The following is a 16,535-nucleotide window of genomic DNA, read 5'->3' on the forward strand; positions in this document are numbered from 1 at the left end:
CCCCCCCCCCCCCCCCCCCCCCCCCCCCCCCCCCCCCCCCCCCCCCCCCCCCCCCCCCCCCCCCCCCCCCCCCCCCCCCCCCCCCCCCCCCCGCCGCGTCGGCACGGGGGGCCGACGCGGGGTGCCGTTGCCGCTGCTGGTGCCCGGCGTGGTGGCGATGGCGTTCCTGCTGCTGCCGCTGATCGCACTGCTCGTACGGGCTCCCTGGCGGAGCCTGCCGCAGCAGCTGACCAGCGCGGAGGTGTGGCAGGCGCTCCAGCTGTCCCTGGTCACCGCGACTGCGGCGACGGCCGTGAGCCTGGTGCTGGGGGTGCCGCTGGCCTGGCTGCTGGCCCGTACGGAGTTCCCGGGCCGCGGTCTCGTCCGCGCCCTGGTGACCCTGCCCCTGGTGCTTCCGCCGGTGGTCGGCGGTGTGGCCCTGCTGCTCGCCCTGGGCCGCAACGGCGTCGTCGGCAAGTGGCTCGACTCCTGGTTCGGGATCACCCTTCCCTTCACCACCACCGGCGTCGTGATCGCGGAGGCGTTCGTCGCGATGCCGTTCCTGGTCATCAGCGTCGAGGGCACCCTGCGGGCCGCCGACCCGCGCTTCGAGGAGGCGGCCACCACGCTCGGCGCCTCCCGCTTCACCGCGTTCCGCCGGGTCACCCTGCCGCTGATCGCCCCCGGCATCGCCGCGGGCGCGGTCCTGGCCTGGGCCCGCGCGCTCGGTGAGTTCGGCGCGACGATCACCTTCGCGGGCAATTTCCCCGGCCGCACCCAGACCATGCCCCTCGCGGTCTACCTCGCCCTGCAGAACGACCCCGAGGCGGCCATCGCCCTCAGCCTGGTCCTGCTGGCCGTGTCCGTCGCGGTCCTGGCGGGGTTGCGGGACCGGTGGCTGACGGGGACCGGGCGGTGACGGGAGGATGGAAGACGACGCTGTGCGTGTGCCGACGAAGGACGCCCTCTCCATGACCGACATCGACGCCCCCAGGACCGGCCTCCAGGTGGTGGGCGAGCAGGGGCTCGACGCCCGGCTCGTCGTCGAGCAGGGCTCCTTCCGCCTCGACGTGGCCCTGACCGCCGCCCCCGGGGACGTCGTGGCGCTGCTCGGCCCGAACGGCGCGGGCAAGACCACCGCCCTGCGCGCCCTCGCCGGTCTCGTCCCGCTCACCGACGGCCATCTGCGGCTGGACGGTGTCCTCCTGGACCGCACTCCGCCCGAGTCCCGCCCGGTCGGCGTCGTCTTCCAGGACTACCTGCTCTTCCCGCACCTGTCCGCCCTGGACAACGTGGCCTTCGGACCGCGCTGCCAGGGCGTCTCCAAGGCCGGGGCGCGGGCCCAGGCCGCCGCCTGGCTGGACCGCATGGGCCTGTCCGACCACGCCGGTGCCAAGCCCCGCAGGCTCTCCGGCGGCCAGGCCCAGCGCGTCGCACTCGCCCGCGCCCTGGCCACCCGGCCCCGGCTGCTGCTCCTGGACGAGCCGCTGGCAGCCCTGGACGCCCGAACCCGTCTGGAGGTCCGCGCCCAGCTCCGCCGCCATCTGGCCGAGTTCGAGGCGGTCGCCGTCCTCGTCACGCACGATCCGCTGGACGCCATGGTGCTCGCGGACCGGCTGGTGGTCGTCGAGCACGGCCGGGTCGTCCAGGAGGGCACCCCGGCCGACATCGCCCGTCATCCGCGCACCGACTACATCGCGCAGCTGGTCGGCCTCAACCTGTACCGGGGAAGGGCCGAGGGGCACACGGTACGGCTCGACGCCGGGCCCTCGATCACGACCACGGAGGTCCTCTCCGGGCCGGCCTTCGTGGCGTTCCCGCCGGTCGCCGTCACCCTCTTCCGGGACCGGCCCACCGGTGCCAGCGCCCGCAACCTGTGGCGCTGCGAGGTCGCCGGTCTGGAGACCCACGGCGACCAGATCCGCGCCGACCTCACCGGCGAACTCCCCCTTGCCGCCGACCTCACCACGGTCGCCGCGGCAGAGCTGGACCTGCATCCAGGCGCAGCTGTCTGGGCGACGGTCAAAGCGACGCAGACACACGCATACCCTGCCTGAACGGGCGCACGCCCTACTGTGGGTGCCCATGACACTGAGCATCCGCAACCAGCTTCCCGGAACCGTCACCGAGGTCCACCCCGGCGAGGTCATGGCCACGGTCAAGATCCGCCTGGACGGCGGGCAGGAGCTCATGGCGGCCATCACTCTGGAGGCCGTCGAGCAGCTCGGACTCGCCCCGGACTCCCGCGTCCTCTCACTGGTGAAGTCGACGGAGATCTCACTCGCCACGAGCCGGTTCGAGGGCCTGTCGATCCGCAACCAGCTCCCTGGCGCGATCGTCCATATCGCCCTCGGCGGAGCCATGGCCTCCGTGAAGGTGTCGGTGCCCGGCGGCGAACTCACGGCCGTGATCACCAAGGACGCGGCCGAAGACCTCGGCCTCTTCGTCGGTTCCGACGTGATCGCCCTGATCAAGGCGACCGAGGTGGCGCTGGCCTCGGCGTGAGCACGGCAGAGCCCCGCCCGAACACGGGCGGGGCTCGCTGTCACCAGGGGGTCGCTCAGTCCTCGTACGCGTCCAGCGGCGGGCAGGAGCAGACCAGGTTGCGGTCGCCGAAGGCCTGGTCGATCCGGCGCACCGGCGGCCAGTACTTGTCGGCGGCCGAGACACCGGCCGGGAAGACGGCGTCCTCGCGGCTGTAGGCGTGCTTCCACTCGCCACCGAGCGCGGCCGCGGTGTGCGGGGCGTTCGCCAGCGGGTTGTCCTGCGCCGGCCACTCGCCGGAGCCGACCTTCTCGATCTCCGCGCGGATGGCGATCATCGCGTCGCAGAACCGGTCCAGCTCGGCCAGGTCCTCGGACTCGGTCGGCTCGATCATCAGCGTGCCTGCCACCGGGAAGGACATGGTCGGCGCGTGGAAGCCGTAGTCGATCAGGCGCTTGGCCACGTCGTCCACGCTCACACCGGTCGCCTTGGTCAGCGGACGCAGGTCGATGATGCACTCGTGCGCGACCAGGTTGCCGGGGCCGGTGTAGAGCACTGGGTAGTGCGGCTCCAGGCGCTTGGCGACGTAGTTCGCGGAGAGCACGGCCACCTGGGTGGCGCGCTTCAGGCCCTCGCCGCCCATCAGGCGGACGTACGCCCACGAGATCGGCAGGATGCCCGCGCTGCCCCAGGGCGCCGCCGAGATCGGGCCGACGCCCGTCTCCGGGCCGGCCGCCGGCTGCAGCGGGTGGTTGGGCAGGTGCGGCGCCAGGTGCGAGCGGACCGCGACCGGGCCGACGCCGGGGCCGCCGCCACCGTGCGGGATGCAGAAGGTCTTGTGCAGGTTCAGGTGCGAGACGTCGCCGCCGAAGTGGCCCGGCTTGGCGAGGCCGACCAGGGCGTTGAGGTTGGCGCCGTCGACGTAGACCTGACCGCCGGCCTCGTGCACCTGGGCGCAGATGTCGGCGACGTGCTCCTCGAACACACCGTGCGTGGACGGGTAGGTGATCATCAGGACCGCCAGCTGGTCGCGGTATTGCTCGATCTTGGCCCGGAGGTCCTCGACGTCGATCTCGCCGTCCTCGGCGGTCTTCACGACGACGACCTTCATGCCGGCCATCACCGCGCTGGCGGCGTTGGTGCCGTGCGCGGAGGACGGGATCAGGCAGACGGTGCGCTGCTCGTCGCCGTTGGCCCGGTGGTAGCCGCGAACGGCCAGCAGACCGGCCAGCTCGCCCTGCGAACCGGCGTTCGGCTGGAGCGAGACCTTGTCGTAGCCGGTGACCTCGGCGAGACGCTCCTCCAGCTCGCGGATGAGCGTGAGGTAGCCCTCGGCCTGCTCGGCGGGCGCGAAGGGGTGCAGCTGGCCGAACTCGGGCCAGGTGACGGGCTCCATCTCGGTGGTCGCGTTGAGCTTCATGGTGCAGGAGCCCAGCGGGATCATGCCGCGGTCGAGCGCGTAGTCGCGGTCGGCCAGCTTGCGCAGGTAGCGCAGCATGGCGGTCTCGGAGCGGTGCTCGTGGAAGACCGGGTGGGTCAGGAAGTCGTCGCTGCGCAGCAGCGCCTGGGGCACGGAGTCCGCGGCCGTCACGTCCAGCGCCTCGATGTCGCCCTCGACACCGAAGGCGGACCAGACGGCGGCCAGCTGGGCCCGGTCGGTGGTCTCGTCACAGGCGAGGGAGACGTGGTCGGCGTCCACGAGACGCAGGTTGACCCCGTTCTCCAGGGCGGCGGCGGCCACCTCGGCGGCCTTGCCGGGCACGCGCGCGGTGAGGGTGTCGAAGTAGGCGCCGTGAACGATCTCGACACCGCCGGCCTTCAGACCCTCGGCGAGGATCGTGGCGTAGCGGTGGGTACGGCGGGCGATGGCGCGCAGCCCCTCGGGGCCGTGGTAGACGGCGTACATGCCGGCCATCACGGCGAGCAGCACCTGCGCGGTGCAGATGTTGCTCGTGGCCTTCTCACGGCGGATGTGCTGCTCACGGGTCTGCAGCGCGAGGCGGTAGGCCCTGTTGCCGTCGGCGTCGACGGAGACGCCGACCAGACGGCCGGGCAGGCTGCGCGCGAACTTCTCGTGCACCGCCATGTAGCCCGCGTGCGGCCCGCCGAAGCCCATCGGCACACCGAAGCGCTGGGTCGTGCCGACGGCGATGTCCGCACCCAGTTCACCCGGCGAGGTCAGCAGGGTGAGGGCCAGCAGGTCGGCGGAGACGGTGACGAGGGCTCCCAGCTCGTGCGCCTGGTCGATGACCGGCTTGATGTCGCGCACGGCACCGGAGGCGCCCGGGTACTGGATCAGCACGCCGTTGATCTCGCGCGCGGCGATGTCGGCCGGGATGCCGTCGCTGAGGTCGGCGACGACGACCTCGACACCGGTCGGCTCGGCACGCGTCTCGATGACGGCGATGGTCTGCGGCAGCGCGTCCGCGTCGACCAGGAACAGGCCCTTCTTGTTCTTGCCCATGCGCCGGGCCAGCGACATCGCCTCGGCGGCGGCCGTGCCCTCGTCCAGGAGAGAGGCGCCGGACGTGGGCAGACCGGTGAGGTCGGCGACCATCGTCTGGAAGTTCAGCAGCGCCTCGAGGCGGCCCTGCGAGATCTCCGGCTGGTACGGCGTGTAGGCCGTGTACCAGGCCGGGTTCTCCATGACGTTGCGCAGGATGACCGGCGGGGTGAAGGTCCCGTAGTACCCGAGCCCGATCATCGAGCCGAGCACCTGGTTGCGGTCGGCGAGCGAGCGGAGCTCGGCGAGCACCTCGGCCTCGGTACGGGCACCCGGCAGATCGAGCGCGTCGGCGTTCTTGATCACATCCGGCACCGCGGCGGCGGTGAGCTCGTCGAGCGAGCCGTAACCGACGTGCGCGAGCATCTTGGCCCGCGCCTCCTGGTCGGGTCCGATGTGGCGCTGTTCGAAGGGGATGCCCGCTTCGAGCTCGGAGAGCGGAGTGCGATGGGCGGTCATTGCGGAGGCCTCCTGGTCAGACGCGACCTTCGAGGGGCACCACGGCGGTTGCCCCGACGGCCTCCCCCTCTGTCATCAAAACCTGAGAGCTTCACCGGGCGCCCGAGGGTCCCGGCTTTCACCGTCGGTGAGGGCGGGAGCCGTCGACACCCGCCCTGCTTTCCAGAGTGACCTCGTCCGTGCGGTACGTGAGCCTGAGAGATTCCGGGGAGGATTTGCTCCTTCGGCGCCTCCGAGGTGGTCGGAGGACTCTCCCGCACGGGGTCAGCAGCCGCTGTCAGCCTACCAGCGAGGTCAACGCATGGGCCCTCGAGTGGCCGCCTCCTTGAATGTGCTCTTTTGTAGTGCTTACGGATGAGTTGCGACCAAGTGGAGGGAGAGGGACCGTGCAGACCGAAATCGATCCGCGCAACCTGATCGGCCGCAAGGCGTTCGACCGCAATGGCACCAAGATCGGCACCATCGACGAGGTGTACCTCGACGATGCCACGGGCGTGCCCGAGTGGGCGGCCATACGCACCGGCCTGTTCTCCCGGGACGCCTTCGTCCCCCTGGAGCCCAGCGAACTGGTGGAGGGCTCCCTCCGGGTCCCCTTCGACCGCGCGCTCATCAAGGACGCCCCCGACTTCGGCGTGGGCCGCCACCTCTCCCCCGAACAGGAACTCCAGCTCTACCACCACTACGGCCTGGACGCGGCCGCACCTCCCTCGGTACCGGACCACGACTTCGGCAAGCTGGCGGGCACGGAAGAGGTCTGATCCCCGGCCGGGGGCAGGTGGGCGACGCCGGTTCCCGCAACCAACGGCAACGGCTCGGCCGGCTCCAGCGCAGGATCGTCGACGAAGAACGTACGGACCCGCCCCGGCTCGGACTGTGGTGTCTCGAAGCGGACAGTGACCCGCCCCAGGCCGCTGCCCTGCACCCAGCCGTGCCCGTACTCGGCGTGCCGCACGTCGTAGCCGGCACGCCACTGCCGCTCGGCGGGCTCCGGGCGCTCCTCCACGGCGTCGGGCAGGGCCTCCTCCGACGCCTCCGCTGCCGCGGCCGCGTCCCGCTCGCCGGCCGCGGCCTGCGCGAACAGGTCCTCCTGGGTGTAGTCGGCGAGCCCCGAGACGCCCACGCCCAGCAGCCGTACCCCACCCGTGGTGTCCACGGACTCCAGCAGCCGCGCGGCCGCCTCCCTGATCACCGCCGGATCGTCGGTGGGGCCGCGGAGCGTCTCGGAGCGGGTCAGCGTAGAGAAGTCGTACCGCCGGACCTTCAGCACGATGGTCCGCCCGGACAGCCCGGCCCCCCGCAGCCGCACCACGCACCGGTCGGCGAGCCGCTGCACCTCCAGTCCGACCCGCAGCCGGTCATGGATGTCCACGTCGTAGGTGTCCTCGACCGACACCGACTTGGTCTCCCGCTCGGCCACCACGGGCCGGTCGTCGTGCGCCAGCGCCATGGCGTACAGCGCGTGCCCGTGCGCCTTGCCGAGCATCCGGACGAGTTCGTCCTCGCCCGCCTCGGCCAGTTCCTCCACGGTCGTGATCCCGGCCCGCCGCAGATGGTCCCCGGTCGCCGGCCCGACCCCGGGCAGCGTCCGCACCGACATGGGGCCCAGCAGCGCCCGCTCGGTCCCGGGCTCGATCAGCACGAGCCCGTCGGGCTTGGCCTGCTCCGAGGCGATCTTCGCGAGCATCTTGGAGGCGGCCAGCCCCACCGACCCGGTCAGCCCCGTGACCGTCCGGATGTCCGCCCGCAGCTTCGTCCCGGCCAGCCGCGCCGAGGCCTCGTCCCAGGCCGCTGCCCCGGCCTCCAGATCGACGAACGCCTCGTCCAGGCTCAGTGGCTCCACCAGCGGCGACAGCGCCCGCAGCAGCGCCATGACCTGCTCGCTGACCGACTTGTACAGGGCGAAGCGCGGCACGAGATACGCGGCGTTCGGCGCCAGCCTGCGGGCCTGGGCCATCGGCATCGCCGAGTGGACCCCGAAGACCCGGGCCTCGTACGACGCGGTGGCCACCACTCCGCGCGGTCCGAGTCCACCCACGACGACGGCCTTCCCGCGCAGGCTCGGCTTGGACGCCTGCTCCACCGAGGCGAAGAAGGCATCCATGTCGAGATGCAGGATCGTGGGCGCGTTTCTCACATCTCCGATGCTGCACCACGCCACTGACAACGCGGACCCCCGAAGGGGCGCCGTCAGACCGCCCGGTTGCGGCGCCTGGCCAGCTCGTCCGCCGGGTTGTTGCCGACCAGGGTCTCCCCGGTGTCGATGCGCTCGCCGTGCAGTTGGGAGAGCGCGCTTTCCACGTCCCGCCAGACCACACCGACGGCGATGCCGAAGATCCCCTGACCGCCCTGGAGCAGGGCGTGGACCTCGTCGGGCGAGGTGCACTCGTAGACCGTGGCGCCGTCGCTCATGAGCGTCATCCGCTCCAGGTCACGGAAACCGCGTTCCCGGAGGTGCTGTACGGCCGTACGGATGTTCTGCAGCGAGACCCCGGTGTCCAGGAACCGCTTGACGATCTTCAGTACGACGACGTCCCGGAAGCTGTACAGGCGCTGCGTGCCCGAGCCGTACGCGGGCCGCACGCTCGGCTCGACGAGGCCGGTGCGGGCCCAGTAGTCGAGCTGCCGATAGGTGATTCCGGCGGCCGCGCAGGCGGTGGGCCCGCGATAGCCGATCTCTTCGGACGCCATGGACGTCGCCCCTCCGCCGTCGGGCACCACCGTCGGTCGTTGTGAGGCGCGGTCGACCGCGCTGCCGGGCTGGGGGTACCCCCTGTCCGAACGCAGCTGAGAACCCGGGGGAGGGTACGGACCGCTCTCCCCGAGTCGTCCGGGGGCACCCCCAGCCGTACCGTCGCCGCTGATTCTCACGCCGACCTCCGTCCTTGACCTGCCTTCTCGACGGTAGGCAGTCACCAGGGGTGCGTCAACGATCGCCACACTCGGCACGCCGAGTGATAATCACCCTAGGAGTGGTTTCCCGTGCCCCACCGCGGGGAAAGGCTAGCCGAATGCTCCGGCGGTGGGCCGTAGGACGCTCTCAATGGCCGGTGGCAATTGCCACGGCGCCGGGGCCCGGCGAACCGCCGACCGGCCGGTCAAAGACCCGCGGGCCGCCCGGCCGGCCCCCGTCTCACTGGCTGCTGGTGCCGAAGTCCTCGGGCGAGATCTGGTCGAGGAACTCGCGGAACTTCTCCACCTCGTCCTCCTGCTCGTCCGGGATCGCGATGCCGGCGTCGTCCAGCACCGTGTCACTGCCGTAGATCGGCGTTCCGGTGCGCAGTGCGAGCGCTATGGCGTCCGAGGGACGCGCGCTCACCTCCACCCCGCTGGCGAAGACCAGCTCCGCGTAGAAGACGCCCTCACGCAGATCCGTGATGCGTACTTCGGTCAGCTCCTGGCCGACGGCCTCCAGCACGTCCTTGAACAGGTCGTGGGTCAGCGGTCGCGCGGGGGCCATGCCCTGCTGGGCGAAGGCGATCGCCGTCGCCTCCCCCGGCCCGATCCAGATGGGGAGGTAACGGTCGCCCCCCACTTCGCGCAGGAGCACGATCGGTTGGTTCGAGGGCATTTCCACCCGGACACCTACGACATCGAGCTCGTTCACACAGCAACCCTAGGCCGTGCCCGGGACGTTTGGGTAGTCGGGCCGGGAACAGGTGCCCGATCCGGACCCTGGAACCCACGCCGCTCAGGGCAGCCGGACACCCAGAGCGATCTGCACCAGCGCGCCGTGCAGCTTCACCGTGAGCGCCGCCAGCTCCTTCGCCCGGGCCTCGGCATGAGCCCTGGTCTGCGGGTTGCGGTGGCGCTTGAGAGGGGCCACCACCTGGTCCACGAGCCCCGCCTCGCGGTCGGCGGCGGCCTTCATCACCCGAAGGTGGCGCGGCTCGATCCCGAACCGCCCCAGCTCGGCGATCAGCGAGGCCACGGTGACGGCCTCGGAGTCGTACGCCCCGTCCTCCAGTGGGGCGATGAGCCCGTACGACTCCCACTCCTCGAGGTCGCCCTCGGCGATGTCGGCGGCCGCCAGCAGCGCGGCCCGCCCGATCCGGGCGACCGTGGGCCGCTCGAGCGGCTCCAGCACGTCCTCGCCGGTGCGCTGGCGCCCGACCAGGGGCAACTGGACGGCCTCGCCCCGCTCCATGGCGTCCAGGTGCTCGCGGATCACCTTGAGCGGCAGATAGTGGTCCCGCTGCATCCTCAGGACATGCGCGAGGCGCTCGACGTCACCGGCACTGAACTTCCGGTACCCCGAAGGGGTCCGCTGCGGCTCGACGAGGCCCTCCGACTCCAGGAAGCGGATCTTGGAGATGGTGACCTCGGGGAACTCGTCACGCAGTGCGTTCAGCACCGCGCCGATGCTCATCAGCCCACTGCCCGCGGCGGCGGTACCGCTTCGGGCACCGCCGCTCGGTGTTTGAAGCATGGACCTTCCCTGGGGTCCCCCCGGACGGAGTCCGGGGGGTCAGATGCCCTGCCGGCTCGAGTAGAAGACCAGCCGGTACTTGCCGATCTGCACCTCGTCACCGTTCGACAGAGCGACCTGGTCGATCCGCTCGCGGTTGACGTACGTGCCGTTCAGACTGCCCACGTCGGCCACCGTGAACGAGCCGTCCGGGGAGCGCCGGAACTCCACGTGCCGACGCGAGACCGTCACGTCGTCCAGGAAGATGTCGCTCTGCGGGTGACGGCCGGCCGTGGTCAGGTCGCTGTCCAGCAGGAAGCGGCTGCCCGAATTCGGACCCCGGCGCACCACCAGCAGCGCCGAGCCCATCGGCAGGGCGTCGACCGCGGCCTGCGCCTCGGGCGAGAGCATCGGCATGGCCGTCTGGCCGGTCACCTCGGCGTCGTAGGCCTCGAGACCGGAGATGGAGATCGTGGACGTGGTCTCGGACGCGCGCTCCGGCGCCACACCGGGCCGCAGCGGCGCACCGCAGTTGGAACAGAAGCGGGCGTTCTCCGCGTTGCGGTTACCGCACCTCGTACAGACCAGGACCGACATGGACGGATCCTCCGCAGGGGCGTTGGACGCATACGGGTCGGAGGCAAACCCTCCACCCGCACTTGAGGTTGACGGTTGCCCGAAACCTATGCCGCCGGACTGGGCAGGGTCAACAGACGCCGCGCCCTGACCTCCGGAAATGTCACCGCCCGGACCAGCGACCTGGTCACGGAACAGCGGGCGCTGGCCCTCTGCGTCAGGCTGTGCGCGATGACGAGCGGTCGCGTTGTCGCTACCCTCTCGCGCGCTCTTGCCGAACAACTTCGCAAACAACTTCACGGGCGATTCCCCTTGACCGAAACAGACCCGCCCGTGGGGCAGGACGAACCCTGATTGCCTACACCGGCCGACCCGGACACCCTCACAACGTCCGTATCCACCAGACAGTTTCCACCACGCGCCACTCCTTCGGTGCGCCGACCCCCCGCAACCTCATGCCCCTGCCGGACGTCCCCCATGCACCACCGGTTCACTGGGAGGACGACCGAGCGTAGTCAGGCTGCTTCGCCTGTCGCAAGGCGTCCACGACGATCTTGCTCGATCGCTCGACGGTCGCCGTGGCCTGCTCCTTCTCCAGCGTCTGCACCACGCCTCCAGGAATGTTCAGCGCCGGCTCGAGATCCTGCGGCTTGCCGATGACCTTGAAACGATAGGGAGCGTTGATCTTGTTCCCGTCGACGCTCACGGTCTTTCCGGAGTCGGTGAAGTAGCTGCCCGCGACCACCCGTACTCCGTCGACCTCGATCGCCTCCGCGCCGGCCGCGCGCAACTCCTGGATCGTGTCGAGCAGCATGTCCGCCTTGACCGTCCCCTTCGTGTCCTCGATCGTCATCGTGATGCCGGGACCCTGCGCGGCCACGGTGCCCGCCAGAATGCCGAGTTGTCTCTCCTTCTCGGCGGTCTGCCGGCGCGCCTCCGCGGCCTGGTCGGAACTGCTCTGCAGCTCCTGGCGCTGCTTCTCGAGTCCCTGCTTCTCGTCCTCAAGACGCTGAGTACGGTCATCCAGTTCATCGAGGATGCGAACAAGATCTTCCTGACGGGCTCCGCGCAGCGCGCTGTCGCTGTCGCTGTTCGACGCCACCTGCACCGCCAGGCCGAAACCGAGGCCGAACAGCAGCAGCGCGACGATGAGTTGGGCCCGGGTCACCCGCGGCGGCCACACCCCCTTGACCAGCCGCTGGCGCCCGGTGAGCTGCGGCTCGGCACTCTCGGCGGGCACCTGCTCGGGCTCGGCGGCAGGGGCCGGCACCTCGTCGGGCAGTTCCTTGCGCAGCCTGTTCTCCGGCTGCTCTTCCTGGTTGCTCATCCGCCTCACGCCCGGAAGACGTGCCGCCGGATCGCCGCGGCGTTCGAGAAGATCCGAATACCGAGAACGACCACGACACCCGTGGACAGCTGGGCACCCACGCCCAACTTGTCGCCCAGGAAAACGATCAACGCGGCCACGACCACGTTCGACAGGAACGACACCACGAAGACCTTGTCGTCGAAGATGCCGTCCAGCATGGCCCGCAGACCACCGAACACGGCGTCCAGCGCCGCCACGACGGCAATCGGCAGATAAGGCTCGACGACCGCCGGAACCTCAGGCCGGACCAACAGGCCGGCCACGACTCCCACGACGAGGCCCAGTACGGCGATCACGATGTGCCCTTCTCAGTCTTCTCGGCGTTCGGCTGTGCTGTGCGTACGATCACACTCGGTGCGGCGGGCAACCGGACGTCACTCTGCGTGGAGATGGTGGCGCGGATGCCGAAGTTCTGCTCCAGGGCATGCAGATACAGCCCGTCCGCGCTGTTCTGGAACCCGGTGCTCAGCTGCCCACCGTCCCCCACCGCCAGCACCGTGTACGGCGGCACCAGCGGCCTGTTGTCGACCAGTATCGCGTCACCCGCGGCCCTGATCGCGGACAGGGCCGTCAGCCGCTGTCCGTTGATCGAGACGGCCTCGGCCCCCGAGGCCCACAGCCCGTTGACCACCCGCTGCATGTCCCGGTCGCGCAGCCGCCCGGTGTCGGAGAATCCGGAGGTCTCGCGCGGATTGTCGGTGCCGTCGCCGCCTGTGCTGGCCTCCTTGGCGTCGTCGACCACGAGCTTCACCCCGGGGCCGTGCACCGCGGTGGCGCCCGACAGAATGCCCACCAGGTCCGCCCCGGAACCGCCGCCGCTCTGCTTCAGCGCCGCCCGCTGGCGGCCGCTGACGTCGTCGCGCAGCTTGTCGACATCACTTTCCAGGCTGTCCGCGGCCGCGGTCTCGCGGTCGATGCGGTCGATCAGCTCCTGGCGCTCCTTGGCCACCACGGGCGCCGCCACCCGCGCCTGGGCCGCTCCGACGGTCACGACCAGCGCCGCGAGCACCAGCCCGGCCGCCAGGCCCAGCTTCGCCCTGAGGGTCTTCGGCAGCCCGCCCTCGATGCCCTGGGACCTCTTCCGGGCGGCGGCCTCGGCATACCCGTCGTCGAGGCTGTGGTCCATGACGTTGGTGATCAACGACATGGAAGCGTCCGGACGCCGCGCCCGAGGGGGGCTGCTCCGAACGGGGGGTTGCTGCGGCATGCCGCACATCGTCGCATGTCGCGCGCAGTACCTCCGAATGGCCCCACCGGCGTGCCGGACAGGCCCCCTTGGGGACACTTGTCCGGCACGCGCGTGTGCTGTGGCTTTTGCCGCCCGGAGCTGGCGGTTCTACCGCCCGGCGCTGTCCACCACGGCGGACCACTCGTCCAGCAGGGCCTGCGCCGAGGCGTCGTCGGGCCCCTCGGCCCACAGATGGGTGACGGCCTCGGCGGGGTCGGGCAGCACCATCACCCAGCGGCCGTCGGTCTCCACGACCCGGACGCCGTCCGTCGTGTCGACAGAGCGATCACCGGCCTCCTCGACGACACGCCGCATCACCAGGCCCTTTACGGCCCACGGGGTCGCCAGGTCCCGCTTGAGAACGTGCGCCCGCGGAATCCGCGCGTCGATCTGGCTCAGTGTGAGCTGCGTGCGCGCCACCAGCCCGATCAGCCGTACGAAGGCAGCCGTGCCGTCGTAGACGCCGCTGAACTCGGGGACGATGAACCCGCCCTTGCCGTCACCGCCGAAAATGGTGCCCTCTTCGCGTCCCACGCGCGTGAGGTCGTCCGGAGACGTGGTCGTCCACTCGACCTGCGTGCCGTGGTAGGCGGCCACCTGCTCGGCGATCCTGGTCGTGGTCACCGGCAGCGCCACACGTCCGCTGCGCCGCTCGGCGGCCACCAGGTCCAGCATCACGAGCAGCGCCCGGTCGTCCTCGATGATCCGGCCCTTCTCGTCCACGAGCGACAGCCGCTCGCCGACGGGGTCGAACCGGACACCGAACGCGGCCCCCGAGGACGCCACGATCTCACCGAGGCGCACCAGCCCGTTGCGGCGCACCTCGGCGGTCTCCGTGGGCCGGGACTCGTCAAGACCCGGATTGACGGTCAGCGAGTCCACACCGAGCTTGCCGAGCAGGCTGGGCAGGACCAGACCGGCGCTGCCGTTGGAGGCGTCGACGACCACCTTCAGGCCCGATTCCGCGATCCCCGTGGTGTCCACGTTGCGCAGCAGCGAACCGGTGTAGGAGTCGAAGACGCTCGCCGGGAAGTACAGGTCACCGATCTCACCGGGGAACGCCCGGCGGTACTCCTGCCTCGCGAACACCCGGTCGAGCTTGCGCTGACCGCCCTGCGACAGATCCGCGCCCTGCCCGTCGAAGAACATGATGTCGACGGAGTCCGGCACACCCGGCGAGGTCCGGATCATGATGCCGCCGGCACTGCCCCGCGCGGTCTGCTGCCGGGCCACGGGAAGCGGTACGTTCTCCAGGTCCCGTACGTCGATGGCGCTGGCCTGGAGCGCGGAGATCACCGCACGCTTGAGGGCGCGTGCGCCTCGGGAGTGGTCACGGGCCGTGGTGACCGTCGAGCCCTTCTTCAACGTGGTCGCATAGGCACCCGCCAGCCGTACGGCGAGCTCCGGAGTGATCTCCACGTTCAGGATTCCGGACACACCGCGGGCACCGAAGAGCTGCGCCTGTCCCCTCGACTCCCAGATCACCGAGGTGTTGACGAAGGCGCCCGCCTCGATGGTCTTGAACGGGTAGACCCGCACATTGCCCTGAACAATCGATTCCTCACCGATCAGGCACTCGTCACCGATGACCGCGCCGTCCTCGATCCGGGCCGCCCGCATGATGTCGGTGTTCTTGCCCACGACACAGCCGCGCAGGTTGCTGTGCTGACCGACATACACGTTGTCGTGGACCACGGCCCGGTGCAGGAACGCACCGCTCTTGACGACGACATTGGAGCCGATGACGGTGTGCTCGCGGATTTCGGCGCCGGCCTCCACCTTGGCGTAGTCACCGATGTAGAGCGGTCCGCGGAGCACGGCGTCGGGGTGCACCTCGGCACCCTCCGCCACCCAGACGCCGGGCGATATCTCGAATCCGTCGATGTCGACGTTGACCTTGCCCTCAAGGACGTCGGCCTGGGCCTTCACGTAGCTCTCATGGGTGCCGACGTCTTCCCAGTAGCCCTCGGCGACATAGCCGTAGATCGGCTTGCCTTCCTTCATCAGCTGCGGGAAGACATCGCCGGACCAGTCGACGGGCACATCGGGCTCGACGTAGTCGAACACCTCGGGCTCCATGACATAGATGCCCGTGTTCACCGTGTCGGAGAAGACCTGCCCCCAGGTCGGCTTCTCGAGGAAACGCTCGACCTTGCCTTCCTCGTCGACGATGGTGATACCGAACTCCAGCGGATTGGGCACCCGGGTCAGACAAACCGTGACCAGTGCACCCTTCTCCTTGTGGAAATTGATCAGATCCGTGAGGTCGAAGTCCGTCAGAGCATCACCGGAGATGACCAGGAAAGCATCGTCCTTCAACGCCTCTTCGGCGTTCTTGACGCTTCCGGCGGTACCGAGTGGCTTCTCCTCATTGGCATATGTGAGCTCCATTCCGAGCTCATCGCCGTCGCCGAAGTAGTTCTTGACGAGCGATGCCAGGAACTGAACGGTGACAACGGTCTCGTTGAGCCCATGCCTTTTGAGCAGCCGAAGCACGTGCTCCATGATCGGACGGTTCGCCACAGGCAGGAGCGGCTTGGGCATGCTGGAGGTCATAGGGCGAAGGCGAGTGCCTTCGCCACCGGCCATCACGACGGCCTTCATGTCGGAAGCGTCCTCCTAGAGAGACGACGGTCTAGCCGACTTCACCCGTCCAGATTGTCCCGCAGTTTTCCGCAGCGGGCCATCGGGGCCACCATGTCCGGACAATCAACGAGCTCAATCGGCCGTGGCGTCCGCGCGGACCAGGCGGCGGACTTGTACCACGTAGAGCACTCCTGCCCACCAATAGAGCGTTGTACCCCACCCTGCGAACGCCCATCCGAAAACGGCGGCGACTGACGCGATCCATCCGTTTCCGTCACTGAGGAGCAGGAGCGGGAAGGCGTACATCAGGTTGAAGGTGGCGGCCTTCCCCAGGAAGTTCACCTGGGGCGGCGGATAGCCGTGCCGGCGAAGGATGCCCACCATCACCAGCAGAACCAGCTCTCTCGCGAGCAGGAGGCCGGTCAGCCAGAGCGGCAGGATCTCCCGCCACGTGAGCCCCAGCAGAGTGGTAAGCACGTACAGCCGGTCGGCAGCCGGATCGAGGAGCCGGCCGAGGCTGCTGATCTGATTCCAGCGCCGGGCGAGCTTGCCGTCGAGATAGTCGCTGATCCCACTGAAGGCCAGCACCAGGAGGGCCCAGCCATCGCAGTTGGGACCCCCGAACTCCGGCCTGAGGATCAGCCAGAGGAAGAGGGGGACGCCGACGAGCCGCGCCATGCTGAGGATGTTGGGGATGGTGAGGACCCGGTCAGTCTGGACACGGGTCTCCTGGACCTCCACCCGGGGGCCTCCTGTGCGAAAACGAGCCAACGATGCCCCCTGACCCTACCTCAACGCAAAAAAGCTCCGGCCCCTGGGCTGTGTGCCCAAGAGCCGGAGCTGTAAAAGGAGTTCGGCGGCGTCCTACTCTCCCACAGGGTCCCCCCTGCAGTACCATCGGCGCTGTGAGGCTTAGCTTCCGGGTTCGGAATGTAACCGGGCGTTT

At 69.9% G+C, this 16,535-nt stretch carries 15 protein-coding genes, 1 rRNA gene and 1 riboswitch; of the genes, 4 read left to right on the plus strand and 12 right to left on the minus strand.

The features are described 5' to 3' along the window. The 3 genes from modB to AC07DS_RS45915 all read left to right on the plus strand — a co-directional run. Positions 1-898: molybdate ABC transporter permease subunit (modB, locus tag AC07DS_RS45905; RefSeq protein ID WP_479154680.1), on the plus strand; the 898-nt coding region annotated here is incomplete at its 5' end. Between the two features lie 52 nt (positions 899-950). Next, a complete protein-coding gene (locus AC07DS_RS45910) occupies positions 951-2,036 on the plus strand; it encodes an ABC transporter ATP-binding protein (protein ID WP_479154691.1) in 1,086 nt (361 codons plus the stop codon). Between the two features lie 28 nt (positions 2,037-2,064). Further along, entirely contained in the window at positions 2,065-2,484 is a 420-nt protein-coding gene (locus tag AC07DS_RS45915; protein ID WP_479154681.1) for a TOBE domain-containing protein, read from the plus strand. Between the two features lie 55 nt (positions 2,485-2,539). Here AC07DS_RS45915 and gcvP read toward each other — a convergent pair whose 3' ends face one another. Next, positions 2,540-5,425 (minus strand): aminomethyl-transferring glycine dehydrogenase, encoded by a 2,886-nt coding sequence (gene gcvP, locus AC07DS_RS45920; RefSeq protein ID WP_479154682.1) that lies wholly within the window; start codon positions 5,423-5,425, stop codon positions 2,540-2,542. Between the two features lie 172 nt (positions 5,426-5,597). Next, a riboswitch (glycine riboswitch) is annotated at positions 5,598-5,692 on the minus strand. Between the two features lie 119 nt (positions 5,693-5,811). Between gcvP and AC07DS_RS45925 the strand changes: the two genes are divergently transcribed. After that, the gene (locus tag AC07DS_RS45925) at positions 5,812-6,183 is read left to right on the plus strand and encodes a PRC-barrel domain-containing protein (RefSeq protein ID WP_479154683.1); all 372 of its coding nucleotides are present in this window, start codon (positions 5,812-5,814) and stop codon (positions 6,181-6,183) included. Here AC07DS_RS45925 and AC07DS_RS45930 read toward each other — a convergent pair. From AC07DS_RS45930 to rrf, 11 genes are all read right to left on the minus strand, one after another. Beyond that, complete coding sequence (locus AC07DS_RS45930) at positions 6,105-7,559, minus strand: DNA polymerase IV (RefSeq protein WP_479154684.1); 1,455 nt, start codon at positions 7,557-7,559, stop codon at positions 6,105-6,107. The two genes, AC07DS_RS45925 and AC07DS_RS45930, sit on opposite strands and share 79 nt — an antisense overlap. A 53-nt stretch (positions 7,560-7,612) precedes the next feature. Then, complete coding sequence (locus AC07DS_RS45935; RefSeq protein WP_479154685.1) at positions 7,613-8,293, minus strand: MerR family transcriptional regulator; 681 nt, start codon at positions 8,291-8,293, stop codon at positions 7,613-7,615. 262 nt (positions 8,294-8,555) lie between these two features. Next, positions 8,556-9,029, minus strand: coding sequence for a bifunctional nuclease family protein (locus AC07DS_RS45940; RefSeq protein ID WP_026253112.1), 474 nt, complete (start codon positions 9,027-9,029; stop codon positions 8,556-8,558). A gap of 84 nt (positions 9,030-9,113) precedes the next feature. Continuing rightward, positions 9,114-9,851 (minus strand): transcriptional regulator FtsR, encoded by a 738-nt coding sequence (gene ftsR / locus AC07DS_RS45945; RefSeq protein WP_479154686.1) that lies wholly within the window; start codon positions 9,849-9,851, stop codon positions 9,114-9,116. 39 nt (positions 9,852-9,890) lie between these two features. Further along, positions 9,891-10,706, minus strand: a complete 816-nt coding sequence (locus AC07DS_RS45950; protein ID WP_479154687.1) for an FHA domain-containing protein — start codon at positions 10,704-10,706, stop codon at positions 9,891-9,893. A 190-nt stretch (positions 10,707-10,896) separates the two neighbouring features. After that, the gene (locus tag AC07DS_RS45955; RefSeq protein ID WP_479154688.1) at positions 10,897-11,733 is read right to left on the minus strand and encodes a DUF881 domain-containing protein; all 837 of its coding nucleotides are present in this window, start codon (positions 11,731-11,733) and stop codon (positions 10,897-10,899) included. A 5-nt stretch (positions 11,734-11,738) separates the two neighbouring features. Further along, a complete protein-coding gene (locus tag AC07DS_RS45960) occupies positions 11,739-12,071 on the minus strand; it encodes a small basic family protein (RefSeq protein ID WP_003988855.1) in 333 nt (110 codons plus the stop codon). Then, positions 12,068-12,991 (minus strand): DUF881 domain-containing protein, encoded by a 924-nt coding sequence (locus AC07DS_RS45965; RefSeq protein ID WP_479154689.1) that lies wholly within the window; start codon positions 12,989-12,991, stop codon positions 12,068-12,070. Before AC07DS_RS45965 ends, AC07DS_RS45960 begins: the two co-directional genes overlap by 4 nt. Positions 12,992-13,111: 120 nt before the next feature. Next, positions 13,112-15,607 carry a sugar phosphate nucleotidyltransferase gene (locus AC07DS_RS45970; protein WP_479154690.1) on the minus strand — a complete coding sequence of 832 codons (2,496 nt, stop codon included), beginning with the start codon at positions 15,605-15,607 and terminating at the stop codon, positions 13,112-13,114. A 114-nt stretch (positions 15,608-15,721) separates the two neighbouring features. Beyond that, complete coding sequence (gene clsA, locus AC07DS_RS45975) at positions 15,722-16,330, minus strand: cardiolipin synthase ClsA (protein WP_145886500.1); 609 nt, start codon at positions 16,328-16,330, stop codon at positions 15,722-15,724. A gap of 110 nt (positions 16,331-16,440) precedes the next feature. Continuing rightward, a 5S ribosomal RNA gene (rrf, locus tag AC07DS_RS45980) occupies positions 16,441-16,535 on the minus strand; the annotation flags it as partial.

This window comes from Streptomyces sp. NPDC044064 (assembly GCF_056434245.1).

What these genes read in the sequence shown, in the direction of transcription:
- ftsR (WP_479154686.1), bottom strand. Translation starts at nt 9,851, where the DNA reads ATGCTTCAAACACCGAGCGGCGGTGCCCGAAGCGGTACCGCCGCCGCG.
- AC07DS_RS45910 (WP_479154691.1), top strand. Translation starts at nt 951, where the DNA reads ATGACCGACATCGACGCCCCCAGGACCGGCCTCCAGGTGGTGGGCGAG.
- AC07DS_RS45970 (WP_479154690.1), bottom strand. Translation starts at nt 15,607, where the DNA reads ATGAAGGCCGTCGTGATGGCCGGTGGCGAAGGCACTCGCCTTCGCCCT.
- AC07DS_RS45955 (WP_479154688.1), bottom strand. Translation starts at nt 11,733, where the DNA reads ATGAGCAACCAGGAAGAGCAGCCGGAGAACAGGCTGCGCAAGGAACTG.
- AC07DS_RS45915 (WP_479154681.1), top strand. Translation starts at nt 2,065, where the DNA reads ATGACACTGAGCATCCGCAACCAGCTTCCCGGAACCGTCACCGAGGTC.
- AC07DS_RS45965 (WP_479154689.1), bottom strand. Translation starts at nt 12,991, where the DNA reads ATGTGCGGCATGCCGCAGCAACCCCCCGTTCGGAGCAGCCCCCCTCGG.
- gcvP (WP_479154682.1), bottom strand. Translation starts at nt 5,425, where the DNA reads ATGACCGCCCATCGCACTCCGCTCTCCGAGCTCGAAGCGGGCATCCCC.